Below are 18,331 nucleotides of genomic sequence, written 5' to 3' on the forward strand. Positions count from 1 at the left end.
GCCTCGGACAAGGCCGCCGTGGAGGCGCTGATCGACGGTCTGCCGCCGGCTCAGGACCTCGTCGCCGATCGGGGCTACGACGCCCAAGCCGTCATCGATCTGGTGCGCGCCCGCGGCGGAGAGGCTCACATCCCCACCCAGCGAGACCGCAAGGTCCAACGCTCCGTCGATCCGGCGATCTACCGACAGCGCAACCAGGTCGAGCGCTTCTTCTGCAAGCTCAAGCACTTCAGGCGGATCGCAACCCGCTTCGACAAGCTCGCCAGGAACTTCCTCGCTGCCGTCCTGCTCGCCTCAACCCGACTGTGGCTCAGAGCTTATGAGTCCACGACCTAGACAATGATTGGTAGGCCGGGTGAGGTTCGAACTCACGACCATTCGATTAAAAGTCGAATGCTCTACCACTGAGCTACCGGCCCACGTCGCCGCGGGCGGCGGCGAAGAGGCGCGGACCATATGCGGGCGGCCTGTCGGGAGCAAGAGCGCTGCAGCAGCTTTCCAACAGGTTCCACCGCCCCTAAGCATCGGGGCCATGCGCAACATCGTTTTCGCCCTGATTCCGACCCTGCTGCTTTGCGGCTGCGTCACGGCGCCGGCCGACGGATCGGACAAAATCCAGACCACGTCCGAGGCCAAACGCGAGAGTGTGCAGGGTGCGGTCTCGGCGCCCCTGCGCGACGTGAATCTGCTGCAGACCAAGATCCCAACGGTGCTGCTGGAAGCGATGGCCGATCCATATCAACGACCGCACGCCGCCACGTGTGAGGCTATCGCCGCGGCGATCCTGCCGCTGAACGGCGCCTTGGGGGCCGATCTCGACGAGCCCGCCGTCGACGAGGATGACCTGATGGATCGCGGCAAGGGCGCGGCCCTGGGCGCGGTCGCCGGCCTGGCCTCCGACGTGATTCCCTTCCGCGGGTGGGTACGTAAGCTCTCGGGGGCCGAGCAGCACGACAGCCTGGTGACCGCCGCCATCACCGCCGGCGGCGTGCGCCGCGCCTACCTGAAGGGCCTGGGCGAGGCGCGCGGCTGCCCGCCGCCAGCCACCCCGTCGCATATCCTGACCGGCACTCCGGTCAAGTCCCAGGAGCTGAAGCCTCGCTATCCCGTGCGCTGACGGGCCTTGAAATCGCGCCGGAACTGCTCGAACCGGCCTTCGGCGATCGCCGCCCGCATCGCCGCGGTCAGCGCTTGGAAGTGAGCGATGTTGTGCCAGGAGAGCAGCACCTGGCCGAGGATCTCCTCGGCCTTCACCAGGTGGTGCAGATAGGCCTTCGAGTAGTGTGACGAGGCCGGGCAATCGCTGGTCTCGTCCAGCGGCGTATCATCCTCGGCGAAGCGGGCGTTCTTGAGGTTCACCGGCCCTTCCCAGGTCCAGGCCTGTCCGTGCCGCCCCGAGCGAGTCGGCAGCACGCAGTCAAACATGTCGACCCCGCGGGCGACGGCCTCGACCAGGTCGATCGGCTTGCCAACGCCCATGAGGTAGCGCGGTCGGTCCGCCGGCAGCATGGCCGGCGCGTAGTCGAGCACCTCGCACATGGCTTCATGCCCCTCGCCGACCGCCAGTCCCCCCAGCGCGTAGCCGTCAAAGCCCGTCTCGATCAGGCGTTCAGCTGATTCCTTCCGAAGGTGCTCGAACGTCGAGCCCTGCTGGATGCCGAACAGCGCCTGCGCGTCGCGCGCCCCGAAGGCGTCTTTCGAGCGTTTACCCCAACGGGCCGAGAGCTGCATCGCCTGTCGCGCCCGACCCTCCTCCGCCGGCCAGGCCACGCACTCGTCGAGCTGCATGACGATGTCAGAGCCGAGCAAGTCCGCCTGAATCTCGATGGATCGCTCCGGGGTCAGGACGTGCTTGGAGCCGTCGATGTGGCTCTGAAAGGCCACGGACTCTTCGGTGACCTTGGCGATCTTCGACAGCGACATGACCTGAAAGCCGCCGGAGTCCGTGAGGATCGGCCGATCCCAGCGCATGAACCTGTGCAGGCCGCCCAGCCGCGCGATGCGTTCGGCCGTCGGCCGCAGCATCAGGTGGTAGGTGTTGCCCAGGATGATGTCAGCGCCGGTCGCGCGCACCTGATCGACGGTCAGAGCCTTCACCGTCGCGGCGGTGCCGACCGGCATGAAAGCCGGCGTACGGATGTCGCCGCGCGGCGTCTTGAGCACGCCGGTGCGCGCCGCACCGTCGGTCGCGGCGATCTCGAAGGGGAATGCGGCCACTAGTTGGCTCTCCAGAGCAGGCTGGCGTCGCCATAGGAGTAGAACCTGTAGCCGCTGGCGATCGCGTGGGCGTAGGCGCCGCGCATGGCGTCCAGCCCGGCAAAGGCGCTGACCAGCATGAACAGGGTCGACTTCGGCAGATGAAAGTTGGTCATCAAGCCGTCGGCGGCGCGGAAACGATAGCCGGGCGTGATGAAGATCGCGGTCTCGTCGGCGAAGGGGCGCACGATCCCGTCTTCGCCGGTCGCGCTCTCCACCAGACGCAGCGAAGTCGTACCGACGCAGACGACGCGGCCGCCTGCGGCCTTGGCGGCGTTCAGCGCGTCGGCGGTCCCCGCATCGACCTCGCCATACTCCGCGTGCATGCGGTGTTCCGACAGGTTTTCGGTCTTCACCGGCAGGAACGTGCCGGCGCCGACGTGAAGGGTCACGAACTGCAAGGTGACGCCCATCGCCTTCAGCGCGTCCAGCAGGCGCGGCGTGAAGTGAAGGCCCGCGGTCGGCGCGGCGACCGAGCCTTCTTCATCGGCGTAGACGGTCTGGTAGTCGGCCCTGTCCTGGGCGTCCTCGCCGCGTTTGGCGGCGATGTAGGGCGGCAGGGGCATGGCGCCGCGCTCGGCGATCGCCGCATCGAGGTCCGGCCCGGCCAGATCGAAGGCGAGGATCACCTCGCCCCCCTCGCCCTTCTCGATCACGGTGGCGTCGAGCACGCCCAGCAGGCAGGCCCGGTCGTCGGTGGAACCGAAGCGCACCCGATCGCCCGGCGCCAGTTTTTTGCCCGGCTTCATGAACGCCGCCCAACGCGACGGCGACAGGCGCTTATGCAGGGTCGCCTCGACTGCGACGTTCGAACCCTCGCGCACCCGCCGCCCCTTCAGCCGGGCCGGAATCACCCGCGTGTCGTTGAGCACCAGCACGTCGCCGGCGCGCAGCTGGCCCGGCAGGTCGGCGACGCTCAGGTCGCGCAGCGGCGCCCCGGGCGAAACCAGGAGCATGCGCGCGGCGTCGCGCGGGTTCGCCGGCCTGAGGGCGATGCGGTCGTCGGGAAGGTCGAAATCGAAGTCGGAAAGTTGCATGGACGCGCTTGAAGCGCACGGGCGGGCGCCCCCGTCAAGCGTCGCCGCGTGTAAGCTCGACACATGAGCTTTGTGCGATTCGTCCTCCGCGGCGTCGTCCTCCCGCTGGGCGCGGTTTCCGCCGCAGCCGCCATCGTCGCGCAAGGCGGGCGCCTCAGCGCTCACCTCGATGTCCTTACCCATTTCGCGCCGGTCTATCTGGCCGGCGGCGCCGTCACGCTCGTGGCGGCGATCTTCGCTCACCGGCGGCTGCTTCCAGCCCTGCTCGGCGCGACTGCGGTGATCGCCAGCCTGGCGTTGATGCTGCCTGAGTTCCTGCGCCCCCAGACTGCTGCGATCGCACCCGGCGCGCCCGGCCAGATCAAACTCATTCAGTTCAACATCGCCCGTGACAGCCAGGGCCTGGAACAGCGGCTCGCCTGGCTGGCGGCCGAGGATCCCGACGTCCTGGTCGTCGAGGATTCCCGCGCCATCTTCCAGACCGCGGTCACCCAGCGCCTCGGCCGGCAGATGGCCTGTGGCAAGACCTGCGAAGTTGCGATTTTCACGCGCACGCCAGCCACACGCATCGAGGCCCCTCGGCGCGGCCGCAAAGGCATGGGCCCGGCCATCACCATCGCGCACCTGGCCGGACCGCAGGGCGATTTTCCCGTCGTCGGCGTTCACTACGGCTGGCCGACGGACGTGGAAGGACACGCCGAGAACAGCGCCCGCATGTTGCAGCTGATGAAAGACCAGCCGCGTGAGCGCGCGATCCTGGTCGGCGACTTCAACTCCACGCCCTGGTCGTTTTCCAGACGGCGCGAAGACGCCGCATTGGGGATGGAGCGGCGCACCCACGCCCTGCCCACCTGGCCGGCTAACGGGCTGTTCGGCCTGGCGTTTCTGCCGATCGACCATGTCTACGCCGGATCGGCCTGGGCTACGGTATCGATCACCAGGGGCCCGCGGCTGGGCTCCGACCACTATCCCGTCGTGGCCGTGCTGGCCCCCAGGGCGAACTAGCCGATGCGTTCCCTTCGCCTGTTTTTCACCAGCCTGATGGCGCTGATCGCGCTCGCCTGCGCGGGATGGGCCCTGGCGGCTCAGGGGGGACGCTGGAGCGTCCGGCTGGATATCCTGACCCATTTCGCGCCGATGCTGCTGGCGCCTTCGCTGCTCCCAGCGATCTACGGTCTGCTGTTCGAACGCCACGGCGCGCGGTGGCTGCTGGCCGGTCTATCGGGCGTGGCGATCGCCGCAAGCGCTCTGCTGATCGCGCCGGAATACCTGCGCCCCGCCAGCTCGCCGGCGCCCGAGGGCGCGCCAGGCCAGATCAAGTTGATCCAGTTCAACGCCTTGGAACGCAACGATCGGCCGGGCGAAAGCATCCAGTGGCTGAAGGCCCAGAACCCCGACATCCTCGTGGTCGAGGAAGCCAGCCTGATCGCCCCTGCCCTGAAGCGCGCCTTCCGTGGCTATCATGTCAGCTGCGGCGACTGCAGCGTGATCATTCTCTCCAAGGCCAGGCCAGTGGCCCGGGACGTCCCGGTTCCCCCGTCCGCCGATGAGCTTCCGCCGCCGATCGCCGGAGCCACCTTCCGCGACACCCATGGCGAATTCAGCGTCTTCGGAACGCACTACGCGTGGCCGATCTACGGCGGCTGGCAGCAGGCGCAGGGCCGCCTGATCGCCGGCCTGCTGAACCGCTTCCCGAAGGAGCGGCTGATCCTGGTAGGCGACTTCAACTCCACGCCCTGGTCGTTCAGTCGCCGGCGCGAAGACACGATGTTCGGACTGGAACGAAGGACCCGGGCGCTGTTTTCCTGGCCCGCCGACCGCGGCCCCGCCGGCATAGGCCTGCCGTTCGCCCTGCTGCCGATCGATCATGTCTATGCCGGGCCCGGCTGGCGCACCGTCCGCGCCGAACGCGGGCCCCGGCTCGGCTCGGACCACTATCCGGTGATCGTCACTCTGGCGCCGTCATTTTAGCGCCAGCCGCGCCTTGCGCAGCGCCTCGCGAAGCTCGCTCCGGCGGCTCAGGAACATTCTCTCGCTTTCGTCACGGCGCAGTTCCAGCGCCCGCTTCTCCGCGCTGATCTCAGCCAGCTCGGCTGCATGGCGTGCGGCGGCGGCCTCCAGCTCGGCCTCGAGATCGGCCACCCGGCGCAGTTGCGCCGGCGTCGGTCCGCGAGGCTTTTTCGGCGGCGCGGGCTTCGGCGACGGCCTGGGCGCAACCGAGCGCTTGGGTATGAGCGGCGTCACCTTCGACGGCCGACGCAGCACCTGTCCCGGCTGCGCGCTGGCGGCCGTCACCAGTTCGGGATCGTCCGTCTCGCGCGCGCCGCCGGTCTGAAACAGGTCCTGGTGCGCGCCCCAGGCCGCCAGCGCCTTGGCCCGCGAGGTGGCGGCCACGACATAGTCCGTAAAGCCATCCGAGGTGACGAAGACCTTCAACCGCGCCACCGAAGCCTCCCTTAGCTCAGCGACGCGAGCTCCCGGGTCAGATTGTCCCGCGCCTGGGCGTCCAGCCATTCGGCGAAGGCCGGATCGGGGAAGATAACCTGTGCGTCGAGAAAGCGTTGCAGCACGCCGGCGCGGCCCTTTCGCCAGAGGTCGTCCGGCACGTGAGCGTACTCCTCCCGGACCGCCAGCGCGTAGGCGTCGTAACGGTCGGGCGGCGCACCGAGGATCGCCAGGTCGATGGAAACCAGCAGTTCGCCGAGGCGGTCTTCTTCTTCGACCTCATGACCGGCGGTCAGCATGATCAGCCGCGCGACTTCCTCGCGGGCGTGGATCGAGACGTCAAAGTCGCGCAGGTCCGCCTTGGCCATCTGCGCGCTCCTGGCCTCGTTGTCGGAGGCGGTCGGGTCATAGACGGCGTCATGCCACCAGATCGCATAGGTCAGTATCTGGCGCTCGGTGTCGGTCAGGTCGGGAACCTGATCGAGCAGCGCCAGGCACTGCTCGATATGGGCCCGAGTGTGGTAGCGGCGGTGCGGCTCCGCATACGCCGCTTCCAGATTCGGCGTCACGCGACGTCGGCGGCGACGCGCGAGGACACGATCTTGCCGGGCGCACGCGGCGGCTCGCCCTTCGGCAGCGCGTCGACCGCGTCCATGCCTTCGACCACTTCGCCCCAGACCGTGTACTGGCCGTCGAGGAAGGTGGCGTCGTCCAGGCAGATGAAGAACTGGCTGTTGGCCGAGTGCGGCGCCGAGGTCCGAGCCATCGAGCAGACGCCGCGGACGTGCGGCTCGCGCGAGAATTCAGCCTTCAGGTTCGGCTTGTCCGAGCCCGAGGTGCCGGTGCCGGTCGGGTCGCCGCCCTGGGCCATGAAGCCGTCGATGACGCGGTGGAAGACCACGCCGTCATAGAAGCCCTCGCGCGACAGTTCCTTGATGCGCTCGACGTGGCCCGGCGCCAGGTCGGGTCGGAGCTTGATCGTCACCGTGCCCGTGTCCAGGGTCAGGATAAGGGTGTTTTCCGCGTCCATCACTTCACCTCCGATGGGACTTTGATCTCGCAAACCGAGAAATTCTCACCCATTCGGGCGCGAACGCTTTCGATCTCGGCCTTGAACCAGGCGCTGTTGGGATCGATCACGCGCACCTTGGGGCGTTCAGACGCGGGGATATCGGCCAGGATGCGGACCTTGTCCATCTTGTCCTGAGGCGGAGCCACGGGCTCGCCGACCTTGATGGCGCGCACGACGTCCAGGCCCGCCACCACCCGGCCCCAGCCGGTGTAGCGCCGTTCCAGCGACGGATAGGTGTGACGCATCAGGAAGAACTGGCTGTTGGCGCTGTCCTCGCCCTGACCGCGCGCCATCGCCGCGACGCCCGGGCAATAGAGCGGCCAGGCCGAAATCTTCCCGTCTGCGGTCATCGCCATGAGCATCGGGCTCTGGCTCTTCACCGGCAGCGACTTGATGAAGCCGACCTGGGCGACGTTCTGATCGGCGGCCTGCACGAAGCCGGCGTCGGCCCCCAGGCGGAACAGGAATTCCTGCGTCAGATCGGGCTTGTCGCTGCCGCCGGTCCCGCGGTCCTCCGGGTCGCCGGTCTGGGCCATGAACTCGTCGATGACCCGGAAAAAGGTGCGGCCGTCATAGAACCCGGCCCGCGCCAGTTCCTTGACCCGTTGGACATGCGCCGGCGCGACCTCCGGCAGCATCTCGACGATGATCCGGCCCTTGTTGGTGTCGATGACCAGGAGGTCGTCAGGATTAGGCGTGCGCCAATCGCCGGCCGACGGGGCGGCGGGCGCAGCGGGAGACTTGGCGGCGGGCGCCTGGGCGGCGGCAGGCGCCGCCATCGCCAGGACGGCGGCGGTGAGCAACAGGGTTCGGATCATGGGGCCACTCGTAGCGGGCAAAGGATGAGATCGCCAGCCCGTCGGCGGATGAACTCAGCCGCGGCCGACCTTGGCCAACAGCGCGTCCTTGATGGTCGGGCTGACGAACTTGCTGATGTCGCCGCCCAACACCGCGATCTCCTTGACCAGCTTGGACGAGATCGCCTGGTGGCGCGGATCGGCCATCAGGAACACCGTCTCGACCTCGCGATCGAGCTGCTGGTTCATCGCGGTCATCTGGAATTCGTATTCGAAGTCGGCGACCGCGCGCAGGCCGCGGACGATCACTTGCGCCCCGATCTCGCGGGCGTAGTGCATCAGCAGACCTTCGAAGGGCCGGACGATGATCTCGGCCCGGTCATTGAGGTGCTGAGTGGCTTCCTTCAGGATCGCGACGCGTTCCTCGAGCTCGAAGAGGGGTCCCTTGCCAGCGTTGATCGCCACGCCGATGACGAGCTTGTCGACCAGCTTCACAGCCCGACCGATGATGTCGGTGTGGCCGTTGTGGATCGGGTCGAAGGTCCCCGGATAGAGCCCCACACGCGTCATTCGACGTCTCCCCCTATTGCGGTGCAGCAGGATTTCACCGGCGCGGGCGACGAAAGCAAGCCCAAATCTCGCCCGCAACCGCCAGCTGAACCGGCGGTTGCGGGCAAAGAAATCACACGGCCGACCTATTCCGCCACGTCATCTTCGGTCTCGGCATCGTCGCCGCCGCCTTGATCGGCCAGGCGTTCGACGGACACCACGTGCTCGTCCTTGCTGGTCCGGAAGATCGTCACGCCTGACGTATTGCGCCCGACCATGCGGACCTGGTTGACCGGCGTACGGATCAACTGGCCCTGGTCGGTGACCAGCAGGATCTCGTCGTCCTCTTCGACCGGGAAGGAGGCCGTCAGGCGGCCGCCCTTCTTGGTCAGGTCCTGCGCCAGCAGCCCCTGACCGCCGCGTCCGGTGCGGCGGAACTCGTAGGCCGAGGTGCGCTTGCCGAAGCCTTCGGTCGAGACCGTGAGGATCACTTCCTCGGCCGCGCCCAGTTCGACGAACCGCTCTTGGGGCAGATCGACGTCACCGCCCTCCGCCCCTTCGTCGTCAGCCGCAGGGCCCGCGTCCTCGACGTCCTCGCCGGTCGCCCGACGCAACGCATTGGCCTGTTTCACATAGGCCGCACGTTCAGCCGGGGTCGCCTCGACCGAGCGCAGGATCGCCATCGAGATGACGCTGTCGCTGTCGGCCAAGCGAATGCCGCGCACGCCGGTCGAATCGCGGCCGGCGAACACGCGCACCTCCTCGGTGGCGAAGCGGATGCAGCGGCCAAGCGCCGTGGTCAGCAGGATGTCGTTCTGCTGGGCGTTGCAAAGCCCGACGCCGATGATCGCATCGCCGTCATCCAGCTTCATGGCGATCTTGCCGTTGCGCTTGATACCCTGGAAGTCGCTGAGCTTGTTGCGGCGGACGTTCCCGGAGCGGGTCGCGAACATCACGTCGTACTGATCCCAGGCGGCCTCGTCCTCGGGCAGCGGCAGAATCGAAGTGATGCTCTCGCCCGGCTCGATCGGCAGCAGGTTCACAAAGGCCTTGCCGCGCGAGTTCGGATTGCCGACGGGCAAGCGCCAGACCTTGAGCTGATAGACCTTGCCGCCGGAAGAGAAGAACAGCATCGGCGTGTGGGTGCCGGCCGAGAACACGCGCGTGACCGCATCCTCGTCCTTGGTCGCCATCCCCGAGCGGCCCTTCCCGCCCCGATGCTGGGTACGATAGGTCGCCAGGGGCGTGCGTTTCACATAGCCGCCGTGAGTCACGGTGATGACCATGTCCTCACGGGCGATCAGGTCCTCGTCCTCGACGTCGGCGTCGCCGTCGACGATCTCGGTGCGGCGCGGCACGGCGAAGGCGGTCTTCACCTCGACCAGCTCGTCGCGGACGATGCCCATGACGTTGGCGCGGTCCGACAGGATGGTCAGATGGCCTTGGATGGTGTCGGCCAGTTCCCGCGCCTCGCCGAAGATCTCGTCGCGGCCGAGACCGGTCAGGCGCGAAAGGGTCAGGGCCAGGATGGCGCGGGCCTGCTCCTCGGTCAGGTGGATCTTGGAGCCCTCGATCACGACCGTGCGCGGATCGGCGATCAGCTCGACCAGGGGCATCATGTCGCCGGTCGGCCAGTCGCGAGCCACCAGGCGCTCGCGCGCCTCGGCCGGATCCTTGGACGAGCGGATGATGTGGATGAACTCGTCGATATTGGCCACGGCGATGGCCAAGCCGACCAGGACGTGGCCGCGGTCGCGCGCCTTGCCCAGCTCGAACTTCACCCGCCGGACGACCACTTCCTCACGGAAGTCGACGAAGGCGACGACCAGGTCGCGCAGATTCATTTCACGCGGGCGGCCACGGTCCAGGGCCAGCATGTTGACCGCGAACGAGGACTGCAGCGGCGTATAGCGATAGAGCTGGTTGAGGACGACGTCGGGCGAGGCCTCGCGCTTCATCTCGATGACGACGCGCATGCCGTCGCGGTCGGACTCGTCGCGGAGGTCGGCGATGCCCTCGATCTTCTTCTCGCGCACCAGTTCGGCGATGCGCTCCACCATCGCAGCCTTGTTCACCTGATACGGGATCTCGGTGACGACTATGGCCTCGCGATCCTTGCGGATCTCCTGGATGTCGGCCTTGCCGCGCACCACGACCGACCCGCGGCCGGTCATCAGCGCGTTTCGCGCGCCCGAACGGCCGATGATCTCGCCGCCGGTGGGGAAGTCCGGCCCCGGCACGATGTCCAGCAGCGTCTCCAGCGAGACCTCCGGATCGTCGACATAGGACAGGCAAGCGTCGATCACTTCGCCCAGGTTGTGCGGCGGGATGTTGGTCGCCATGCCGACGGCGATGCCGCCAGCGCCGTTCACCAGCAGGTTCGGGATCCGCGACGGCAGGACCACCGGCTCCTGCTCGGTGCCGTCGTAGTTCTCCTTGAAGTCGACGGTGTCCTTGTCGAGGTCGGCGACGACCGACATCGCCGCCTTGCTCATGCGGCTCTCAGTGTAGCGCATGGCCGCAGGCGGGTCGTTGTCGACCGAACCGAAGTTCCCCTGGCCGTCGATCAGCAGCAGGCCCATCGAGAACGGCTGCGCCATCCGGACCATGGTGAAGTAGATCGAGGCGTCGCCGTGCGGGTGATACTTACCCATCACGTCCCCGACCACCCGGGCCGACTTCACGTACGAACGGTCGGGCGTATGGCCCTGCTCGTTCATCGAGAACAGGATCCGGCGATGGACGGGCTTGAGGCCGTCGCGCGCGTCCGGCAGGGCGCGGGAGACGATCACGCTCATCGCGTAGTCGAGATAAGAGCGCTTCAGCTCGTCTTCGATGGCGATAGGGGCGATGCCCCCACGCCGATCACCGTCCGGCGGGGTATGGGTTTCGTCGGTCAAGGAGAGGATTTAGCCGTTTAGAATCGGACACAAAGCTAGGTTCTGTTGTTACCATCCCGGAGGCCGTAAGGCCAAATGTCCGTAGAGTTTCGAACCCAGGTGCTAGATCCCATGAAATATGCTCTCGCAGCCCTCGCCGCCACCCTTTTCGCCGGGACGGCGATCGCCGCAGACGCGCCGGCCAACCAACGGATCGAACTGAAGAATTCCACCGGCGCTTCGGTCGGCTCGGCTGTCCTGAGCAACGCCCCCAAAGGCGTCCTGATGCGCATCGAGCTCAAGGGCGTGGCTCCGGGCTGGCACGGACTCCACTTCCACGAGAAGGGCGACTGCTCGAAGTCCGACTTCACCTCGGCCGGCGGCCACGTTCACGGCGGCCCCACTATGGTGCACGGACTGCTGAACCCCGACGCCAACGAGGCCGGCGACCTGCCGAACGTCTTCGTAGCCGCCGACGGCACGGCGAACGCCGAGATATTCACGACCTTTGTTTCGCTGGGCGGCGTGGATGGGCGCGAGGACCTGACCGACAAGGACGGCTCGGCGATCGTCGTCCACGCCAACGCCGACGACCACAAGACCCAGCCAATCGGCGGCGCCGGCGCGCGCATCGCCTGCGGCGTGATCGCCGGCGGCTGACCGCCCGCCAAGCCTCGACTGCGCCGCCGCGGGCCGGGCCTGCGGCGGCTCTCTTTTCCGGATCATCGCCGATGCTGAACCGCCGCGACCTTTTGCTGGCGGGCGCCGCCGCCCTCGCCGCCTCCCCCGCCGCCGGGCAACCGGCGGACGGCCCGCGCCTGACCGCCCTGATGGACAAGGCGATGCAGGACGCGCTGAGCGCCTCGCCGCAGCTGATGACCCTGACCGGGCTGGACACCGGCGGCAATGCGCCCGCCAAGCACCGCCTCGATGACCGCTCGGTCGCCGGTCCGGCGAAGATGAAGGCGCTGTTCGCCCAGATGGCCGCCGATCTGCGTCAGTTCGATCCGGCGTCGCTGCGCGGCGGCGACCTGCTCAACTATCGCACGGCGGCGTACCTGGCCGACGTCACCCTACAGGGATACGACTTCCCCTATGGCGACCCGGGCGTCGGCGGCGCGGTCCCGTACATCGTCTCGCAGCTCAGCGGTAACTACCGCAGCATCCCGGGCTTCCTCGGCACGCAGCACACCATCTCCAGCGACGACGACGCCGAGGCCTATCTGGACCGGCTGGCGGCCTTCGGCCCCTCGCTCGACCAGGAATCAGAGCGCGTCCGCGCCGACTTCGCGCGCGGCGCGGCGCCGCCGGACTTCATCCTTCGCACTACGTCCGGGCAGATCGCCGCCATGCTCGCGCCGGCGCCCGATCGTTCCGAACTGGTGACGAACCTCACGCGCCGCACGACCGAGAAGGGTCTGGCCGGCGACTGGCAGGCGCGCGCGGCCAAGATCGTCGAGACCGCGGTCTACCCCGCCCTGCGCCGCCAGTTGGACCTGCAGCAGCAAGCCCTGCCGACCGCCTCGCATGACGCCGGATGCTGGCGCCTGCCGCAGGGCGAGGCGTACTACCGCTTCGCGGTCCGCTCGTTCACGACTACGGACATGAGCGGCGACGACATCCATCGCCTGGGACTGGAACGGGTCGCGGAGCTGACCGCACAGGCCGACGAGATCCTCAAGGCGCAGGGTCTGAGCCAGGGCTCCGTCGGCCAGCGCATCTCGGCCCTGCGGCGACGGCCGGACCAGCTCTACCCGAACACCGAGGCCGGCCGCGCCCGGTTGCTGGCCGACATGAACGGCATGGCCGAGACAATGCGCAAGCGGTTGCCGCAGTACTTCGGGGCCCTGCCCCAGGCGCCGGTCGAGATCGCCCGCGTCCCGACCACAATCGAAGCCGGGGCGCCGGGCGGATCCTATCAGCCGGGCTCGGTGGACGGCTCGCGGCCGGGGATCTTCTACATCAACCTGCGCGACACGGCCGAACAGCCGCGGTTGGATCTGCCGACTCTGGTCCACCATGAGGTGCTGCCAGGCCATCACCTGCAGATCGCGCTGGCCATGGAGGCTAAGGGTCTGCCGCTCATGCGGCGCATGCCGCTGTTCTCCGGCTATTCGGAAGGCTGGGCGCTCTACGCCGAACAGCTCTCCGACGAGATGGGCGCCTTCGACAACGATCCGCTGGGGCGGCTCGGTTACCTCGCCTCGCTGCTGTTCCGCGCAGCTCGACTGGTCGTGGACTCTGGTCTGCACCACAAGCGCTGGAGCCGCGAGCAGGCGATCGCCTACATGGTCGACACCCTCGGCGACAAGGAGACCAGCGTCACCCGCGAGGTCGAACGCTACTGCGTCCAGCCAGGCCAGGCGTCGAGCTACATGCTTGGCCACCAGGTCTGGGTGGAGGCGCGCGAAGCGGCAAAGGCCCGCATGGGCGGCGCCTTCGACATCCGCGCCTTCCACGACGCAGGCCTGCTCTACGGGGCGGTTCCGCTCTCGGTGCTGAGCGCCCACCTAGACGGCTGGGCCCGTAAAGGCGGACGCATCGCCTGAAGCCCCGTCGCCCGGAATCAAAAAGGGCCGGCCAAGCGGCCGGCCCTCTGATCTCTCGGCGTGACGCCTAGAAGGGGATTTCGTCGTCCAGGTCGGCCGAGAAGTCTTCCCGCGGCCCCGAGCTTTGGTTGCGCGAGCCGCCGCCGAAGCCGCCGCCGCCACCGCCGTAGCCGCCGCCGCTTCCGCCGCTTCCGCCGCCATAGTCGCCGCCGTAGTCCCCGCCGCCGCTGCGCTCGCCGTCACCACGTCCGTCCAGCATCGTCAGTTCGCCGCGGAACTTCTGCAGGACGATCTCGGTCGAGTACTTTTCCTGGCCCGACTGATCGGTCCACTTGCGGGTCTGGATCGCCCCCTCGATGTAGACCTTCGAACCCTTGCGCAGGTACTGCTCGGCCACCTTCACGAGGTTGTCGTTGAAGATCACCACGCGGTGCCACTCGGTCTTTTCCTTGCGCTCGCCGGAGCTGCGGTCGCGCCAGGTTTCCGAGGTCGCAATGCGCAGGTTGGCGACCCGATCGCCCGAATTCAGGCTGCGGATTTCGGGGTCGGCGCCGAGATTGCCGACCAGAATGACCTTGTTGACGCTGCCCGCCATGAGCTTGTCCCTTGCTTTCCGTGCTTGCGGGCTCTCGCCCAAGCGCGGGACGCTAGACGACGCCGCCGCACGGATCAATGTCGATGTTCGCTATACGTTCACGACGTTAACGCATAGTCCACAGCGTTTTCGTCGCGCCTCGCGCCGACTTAAGGAGCGGGCTGCTGCGGCATCGCACCCGGGATCGCCAGGCGTCCGTCGCCCGTCCGCACCAGCGCCAGGTAGGGATGCTCTTCCATGGAAGGCGCGGTGAAGATTCCGCGCCGCTCGACGAAGATGAAGCTGCCCTTGTAGGCGCCGGTCACCTCGCGGGCCGAACCGCCCATCCGCAGGAATCGGATGCGCATGCTTTCGAGCTCAGCCGCACAGTGCTCCAGGGTCGGAACGTCGGTCTTCAGCTTGTGGTACTTCAGCTCGCCATCGGAGGTCCTGGTAACGTTCCAACAGATCCCCTCGCCGCCGGGCGGCAAGGTGCGCTTGGAGCAGGCGGCCAGCGCGACCACGGAAAGACCAGCGACGAGGGCGAAGCGGAGCAGCATGAAATCAGCCTATAGTCGCGATTGCGGCGACGGCAGGGCGAGAGCCTAGCCGATAGTGGAGATCGAGCAGTTCTGCGCCTGTTCGGCCAGCGGACGGAAGCTGCGATTGTCGCCCGACACCTCCACCTTGCCCGGCACCAGGCGCAGGGTCTGCTGCATCCAGCGCCCGTAGGTCGCACCGCCGGGCCGCTCGCAGCGGCCGGCGAACAGCGTCTGGACGCAGGCGTTGAGGGTCAGGTCGTTGGGCAGCTTGCGCCATCCGCCGTCGACATAGCGCCAGCATCCGCCAGCAGGGGCGTTGGTCGCCGTCGGCGCCTGCGCCGGCGTCGTCGGGGCGGGATTGAGCGGGGTGACCGCCTCCGGCTGCGGCGGCAGCGGAGTCAGCATTGTTCCGGCCTGATCGGCCGCGGCCAGATTGCCGGCCTCGTCGATGCCGACGTCGAGGGCGCCCGTCGCCACCCCATTGCGCTTGGCGCAGTCGGCCAGGGTCATCTCGCCGGCATACTGGCCGGCGACGAAGCAGCGAAGAGGTTTGGCCGGGTCCAGACGGCCGTCGTCCGGCGCGCCGGTCTCCACGACCAGCCCGCCCTTGGAGGCGGGGGGCGCAGAAGGCTTCTCGTCCTTACCCTTGTTGACCATCACATTGGCGATGATCAGGCCGGCCAACAGGGCGAGCGCGCCGCCGACGAGGGCCAGAAGCGTGCGCCGATCTTTCAGGAACTCCATGCGCCCTCGCTAGACCGTGCGTGTGACGGTTTCAAGCGCGCGTCTGGATCAGCCGCCGGTCAGGCGGTTCAGTCCAGCCTGGTAGTTCGCCAGCTGGTTCTTGAGATAGGCCGGCACCTCGCCCGTCGCCTTCTTGGTTTCGCTGGCGGGCTTCATGCCCTGTTCCAGGTCCCGATAGGCGCCGCGCAACACCGACATGGCCATGGTCAGCTTGTCGATCGCCGCCTTGATGTCGTCCTTGGTCGACAACGACAGATCGCGAGCCATTTTCAGTCCGTACATGGCCGAGCCCCCGTCGCCGGGAACCATCTTCTCGTCCTGCATTACGGTGCTGCGCACGAAGCCTTCGTGCAGTCCCAGCGCCTCGAGCGCATCGAGGCCGCCCTTCCCGCCCAGGATTTCCAGACTGGAACGGCTGTTCTGAGGACGGATCTGCAGCTTGCGCACGTCCCCGTCGGAGACGACCTCGGCCTTCACGCCGAACGAGGTCGCCCGCTGGATCTTCTTGGCGAGAGTCTCGAGCGTGTCGTTCGCGTCGATGGTGATGGTCACGGCCGGACCGCCGATCCGTCGCCGAATCTGGAAGGTGTCTCCGGGCCTTGCGGCCGTCGCCGAGGTGACGAGCTGGGAGTCGGAGTACTCGACCTTGCCGCTGGGCAGGCCCAGCCGATCCAGGGCGCTGGCGCCGCTGGCGTCGACCGCGATCGAGCTCGGCGCGGTCATCTTCTCCGAGCCGGTGAAACGCTGCGACCAGGCGACCACGCCCGTCCCGATGTCCAGGCCGACCGCAAAACCGTCGACCTTGCCGACCGGGTTGGTCATGTCCGGGAGGTCGGTCTTGGTGGTGCCGGTCAGCCAGACCTTGCCATCGGCGACGGTCATCGCCGTGGCCCGGTCATCGCCGCTGCCGCCGTAGTAGGCGATGGCGTCGGCGCTGGACGAAAGGTCCGCCGAGATACGCGCGGCGAACGCATCGACGCTGCCTGAGGACGCACGGGTCGTGTTGGCCACGCCGAGCGTGGCGCCGGTCGAGCCGGCGATCACGATGTTGCCGCCGTCCATGGTGACGCCGGCGATCGAGCCGCCGCCCAGGGTGCCCAGGCTGCGGTTGGCCGAGAGCGCCGGCGCCTTCGGATCGGTCATGTCGTAGCGACGCAGCTTGACCTCGCCGCCCTCGATCGAGGCGACCACGACGTTGGTTCCGTCGACGACCAGGCCAGCGGGCTTGTCTTCGCCCGACGTCCCGAACTGGGTCGTGGACTTCAGGCGCCCTTCGGCGTCGAAGGCCCGCAGGTAGCTGTCCCAGTTGCCGCTGGTCGTCTGGCCCGGCATCGCGCCCTTGGTGCGGCCAAGCACATAGAGAGAACCGTCCGCGCCGAAGGCGACGCTGGTCGCCTCATCGTCGTCACGCGCGCCCATCCGCTGCGACCACACCTCGTCGCCGGCGGCGCTGAACACCGCGACGAAACTGTCGGGCTTGGTTTCGTCCACGCCGTTATCGGCCTTCAGAACCTTCGGGATCGTCTCCAGCGCGCCGGAACCGATCGGAACCCCGCTGGCGGCGAAGCCGCCGGTCACCGAGCCTGACACCGCGATCTGGCCATCCGGCCCCACCGCAAGGCCGAGGCCCGTGGCGTCGGCCGAAGCCCCGAGCGTGCGCGTATAGACGAGCTTGCCGGCCGAATCGAACTTCATCAGCGCGACGTCGCCGGCGCCCTTGATCGTCTGGCCATCGACCGTGTCGTTGACGTCGGCGAGCATGTAGAGCGCCCCATCAGGACCGGTCACGGTCTTGTGGACCTTCTCCACGCCCTCGGGCAGCGCCACGTTGAACACCCGCCCCTCGACCCAATTCACGTCCCCAGGACGGCGCACAGCGTCCGAGGTCGTGCCGGTCTCGAACTTGATCAGTTCTTCGGTCAGCTTCGGATCAGGCGTGACCGTGACCACCTTCCCGTCCTCGACCTTCGTGGTCTTGGCGGGCTTCGGATCTCCGGCGGTCTGGGTGATGTAGACGGCAGGCGACGTCGCCGGCGCGGAAAACGTCAGGATTTCAGTCGTATCGCCCTGAATTTTCAGCGCGAACTTATCGGGTTCGTTGCCCAGCTTGATCGTCCGGCCGTTGACCTCGGTGGTCTTTTCCGCGCCGGCGATCTTCTCGACCGCGAAGCGAGTGCTGAAGCCTGCACCGCTGAGCTTGGTGTTGATATACTTGACCACCTCGTTCATCGACCGGGTCGTCGAGCCCATCTCGGCAAGGTCGAAGTCGATGGTCTTCTCGACCTTGTTCGGCAACCGGATCTTGACGCTAAACTTCATGTCGCCCTGGAACGCCTCGACCGCGTCGGTCGCCGTTCCCTGGTGCAGGGGCGAGGTCATGTACTTCGGCACGGTCTTCGGCACGCCGACCGCCGTCTTGCCCTTGTCGGCGACATCGCCATAGGTCAGCCGCAGCTTCTCGAAATTCGCGTCGTCGATGTAGCCCGACACCTCGGCCATGCCGCGCGTGAACGAGGCCTGGATGCGCTTTAGCTCGGCCGCGGTGGTGTCCTTGCCGTCAGCCTTGCGGGCCAACGCTTCGAGCGTGGACAGCCCCTGGTGGATCGCAAAGAGCTTCCGATAGTCCTCGCTGGCGCCTTTGACGTCGAGCTGGGTCTGGTACTCGTCGATGAACTTGCGGCCCATCATGACGCTCTTGAGCATCTCATCGGCCTTCGGGGCCGCGGATAAGGTGCTCCAAGGGGGCGTCGGGGCCTTAGCCGTTGACGCGGCGACATTGGTCGACGTTCCGCCCACGGCGGCGCTCAGGCCGTTCCGGGCCTGATAGTAGCCTAGCAGCAGATTGGTATCGAGGCTGATCACCTAGACCACCGACTCAACGCAGTTT

Annotated in this window: 18 protein-coding genes and 1 tRNA gene; 6 read left to right on the forward strand and 13 right to left on the reverse strand. The window is 67.5% G+C overall.

The genetic code is table 11. The features are described 5' to 3' along the window. Nucleotides 1–336 (forward strand): transposase (locus OUA97_RS13600; RefSeq protein ID WP_267232455.1); only part of this gene is annotated, 336 nt, incomplete at its 5' end. An 8-nt stretch (nucleotides 337–344) separates the two neighbouring features. Here the strand turns inward: OUA97_RS13600 and OUA97_RS13605 are convergent. Beyond that, a tRNA-Lys gene (locus tag OUA97_RS13605) sits at nucleotides 345–419 on the reverse strand. 113 nt (nucleotides 420–532) lie between these two features. Between OUA97_RS13605 and OUA97_RS13610 the strand changes: the two genes are divergently transcribed. Next, complete coding sequence (locus OUA97_RS13610) at nucleotides 533–1,117, forward strand: hypothetical protein (RefSeq protein WP_267232456.1); 585 nt, start codon at nucleotides 533–535, stop codon at nucleotides 1,115–1,117. Here OUA97_RS13610 and tgt read toward each other — a convergent pair. Next, nucleotides 1,102–2,217, reverse strand: coding sequence for a tRNA guanosine(34) transglycosylase Tgt (gene tgt, locus OUA97_RS13615; protein ID WP_267232458.1), 1,116 nt, complete (start codon nucleotides 2,215–2,217; stop codon nucleotides 1,102–1,104). The genes OUA97_RS13610 and tgt overlap by 16 nt on opposite strands. Next, nucleotides 2,217–3,293, reverse strand: coding sequence for a tRNA preQ1(34) S-adenosylmethionine ribosyltransferase-isomerase QueA (gene queA / locus OUA97_RS13620; RefSeq protein ID WP_267232460.1), 1,077 nt, complete (start codon nucleotides 3,291–3,293; stop codon nucleotides 2,217–2,219). The genes tgt and queA overlap by 1 nt, the downstream gene beginning before the upstream one ends. 63 nt (nucleotides 3,294–3,356) lie before the next feature. On the opposite strand from queA, the gene OUA97_RS13625 reads away from it, so the two are divergent. Beyond that, the gene (locus tag OUA97_RS13625) at nucleotides 3,357–4,298 is read left to right on the forward strand and encodes an endonuclease/exonuclease/phosphatase family protein (RefSeq protein ID WP_267232462.1); all 942 of its coding nucleotides are present in this window, start codon (nucleotides 3,357–3,359) and stop codon (nucleotides 4,296–4,298) included. A gap of 3 nt (nucleotides 4,299–4,301) precedes the next feature. Continuing rightward, nucleotides 4,302–5,264: an endonuclease/exonuclease/phosphatase family protein gene (locus tag OUA97_RS13630; protein ID WP_267232463.1), complete on the forward strand. Its 963-nt coding sequence runs from the start codon at nucleotides 4,302–4,304 to the stop codon at nucleotides 5,262–5,264. Here OUA97_RS13630 and OUA97_RS13635 read toward each other — a convergent pair. The 6 genes from OUA97_RS13635 to gyrA all read right to left on the reverse strand — a co-directional run bounded on the left by OUA97_RS13635 (nucleotide 5,256) and on the right by gyrA (nucleotide 11,056). After that, on the reverse strand, nucleotides 5,256–5,738 hold the full coding sequence (locus tag OUA97_RS13635) for a hypothetical protein (protein WP_267232464.1): 483 nt from the start codon (nucleotides 5,736–5,738) through the stop codon (nucleotides 5,256–5,258). The genes OUA97_RS13630 and OUA97_RS13635 overlap by 9 nt on opposite strands. Before the next feature lie 11 nt (nucleotides 5,739–5,749). Continuing rightward, nucleotides 5,750–6,307, reverse strand: coding sequence for a phosphohydrolase (locus OUA97_RS13640; RefSeq protein WP_267232465.1), 558 nt, complete (start codon nucleotides 6,305–6,307; stop codon nucleotides 5,750–5,752). Further along, complete coding sequence (locus OUA97_RS13645) at nucleotides 6,304–6,768, reverse strand: peptidylprolyl isomerase (protein WP_267232467.1); 465 nt, start codon at nucleotides 6,766–6,768, stop codon at nucleotides 6,304–6,306. The genes OUA97_RS13640 and OUA97_RS13645 overlap by 4 nt, the downstream gene beginning before the upstream one ends. Next, on the reverse strand, nucleotides 6,768–7,628 hold the full coding sequence (locus tag OUA97_RS13650) for a peptidylprolyl isomerase (protein WP_267232469.1): 861 nt from the start codon (nucleotides 7,626–7,628) through the stop codon (nucleotides 6,768–6,770). Before OUA97_RS13650 ends, OUA97_RS13645 begins: the two co-directional genes overlap by 1 nt. 54 nt (nucleotides 7,629–7,682) lie before the next feature. Then, complete coding sequence (coaD, locus tag OUA97_RS13655) at nucleotides 7,683–8,177, reverse strand: pantetheine-phosphate adenylyltransferase (RefSeq protein ID WP_267232470.1); 495 nt, start codon at nucleotides 8,175–8,177, stop codon at nucleotides 7,683–7,685. Nucleotides 8,178–8,302: 125 nt separating this feature from the next. Then, entirely contained in the window at nucleotides 8,303–11,056 is a 2,754-nt protein-coding gene (gene gyrA, locus OUA97_RS13660; RefSeq protein WP_267232471.1) for a DNA gyrase subunit A, read from the reverse strand. Nucleotides 11,057–11,167: 111 nt separating this feature from the next. Here gyrA and OUA97_RS13665 point away from each other — a divergent pair, with 111 nt between their 5' ends. Then, entirely contained in the window at nucleotides 11,168–11,695 is a 528-nt protein-coding gene (locus OUA97_RS13665) for a superoxide dismutase family protein (protein WP_323690814.1), read from the forward strand. Nucleotides 11,696–11,766: 71 nt separating this feature from the next. Beyond that, nucleotides 11,767–13,584: a DUF885 domain-containing protein gene (locus tag OUA97_RS13670; RefSeq protein ID WP_267232472.1), complete on the forward strand. Its 1,818-nt coding sequence runs from the start codon at nucleotides 11,767–11,769 to the stop codon at nucleotides 13,582–13,584. Between the two features lie 67 nt (nucleotides 13,585–13,651). On the opposite strand, the gene OUA97_RS13675 is transcribed toward OUA97_RS13670, so the two are convergent. From OUA97_RS13675 to OUA97_RS13690, 4 genes are all read right to left on the reverse strand, one after another. After that, a complete protein-coding gene (locus OUA97_RS13675; RefSeq protein WP_267232473.1) occupies nucleotides 13,652–14,179 on the reverse strand; it encodes a single-stranded DNA-binding protein in 528 nt (175 codons plus the stop codon). Nucleotides 14,180–14,328: 149 nt separating this feature from the next. Next, nucleotides 14,329–14,718 (reverse strand): hypothetical protein, encoded by a 390-nt coding sequence (locus OUA97_RS13680; protein WP_267232474.1) that lies wholly within the window; start codon nucleotides 14,716–14,718, stop codon nucleotides 14,329–14,331. Nucleotides 14,719–14,763: 45 nt separating this feature from the next. Then, nucleotides 14,764–15,444 carry a hypothetical protein gene (locus OUA97_RS13685; protein ID WP_267232475.1) on the reverse strand — a complete coding sequence of 227 codons (681 nt, stop codon included), beginning with the start codon at nucleotides 15,442–15,444 and terminating at the stop codon, nucleotides 14,764–14,766. Between the two features lie 48 nt (nucleotides 15,445–15,492). Next, nucleotides 15,493–18,306: a hypothetical protein gene (locus OUA97_RS13690; protein ID WP_267232476.1), complete on the reverse strand. Its 2,814-nt coding sequence runs from the start codon at nucleotides 18,304–18,306 to the stop codon at nucleotides 15,493–15,495. Between the last annotated feature and the right edge of the window lie 25 nt (nucleotides 18,307–18,331).

Origin of the sequence: Phenylobacterium sp. 58.2.17 (assembly GCF_026411515.1) — a bacterium.
Lineage (GTDB): Bacteria > Pseudomonadota > Alphaproteobacteria > Caulobacterales > Caulobacteraceae > Phenylobacterium.

Coding starts and splice junctions, on each gene's coding strand:
- queA (WP_267232460.1), bottom strand. CDS start 3,293: ATGCAACTTTCCGACTTCGATTTCGACCTTCCCGACGACCGCATCGCC.
- OUA97_RS13650 (WP_267232469.1), bottom strand. CDS start 7,628: ATGATCCGAACCCTGTTGCTCACCGCCGCCGTCCTGGCGATGGCGGCG.
- coaD (WP_267232470.1), bottom strand. CDS start 8,177: ATGACGCGTGTGGGGCTCTATCCGGGGACCTTCGACCCGATCCACAAC.
- OUA97_RS13685 (WP_267232475.1), bottom strand. CDS start 15,444: ATGGAGTTCCTGAAAGATCGGCGCACGCTTCTGGCCCTCGTCGGCGGC.
- OUA97_RS13675 (WP_267232473.1), bottom strand. CDS start 14,179: ATGGCGGGCAGCGTCAACAAGGTCATTCTGGTCGGCAATCTCGGCGCC.
- OUA97_RS13645 (WP_267232467.1), bottom strand. CDS start 6,768: ATGGACGCGGAAAACACCCTTATCCTGACCCTGGACACGGGCACGGTG.
- OUA97_RS13625 (WP_267232462.1), top strand. CDS start 3,357: ATGAGCTTTGTGCGATTCGTCCTCCGCGGCGTCGTCCTCCCGCTGGGC.
- OUA97_RS13680 (WP_267232474.1), bottom strand. CDS start 14,718: ATGCTGCTCCGCTTCGCCCTCGTCGCTGGTCTTTCCGTGGTCGCGCTG.
- OUA97_RS13630 (WP_267232463.1), top strand. CDS start 4,302: ATGCGTTCCCTTCGCCTGTTTTTCACCAGCCTGATGGCGCTGATCGCG.
- OUA97_RS13670 (WP_267232472.1), top strand. CDS start 11,767: ATGCTGAACCGCCGCGACCTTTTGCTGGCGGGCGCCGCCGCCCTCGCC.
- OUA97_RS13665 (WP_323690814.1), top strand. CDS start 11,168: ATGAAATATGCTCTCGCAGCCCTCGCCGCCACCCTTTTCGCCGGGACG.
- OUA97_RS13610 (WP_267232456.1), top strand. CDS start 533: ATGCGCAACATCGTTTTCGCCCTGATTCCGACCCTGCTGCTTTGCGGC.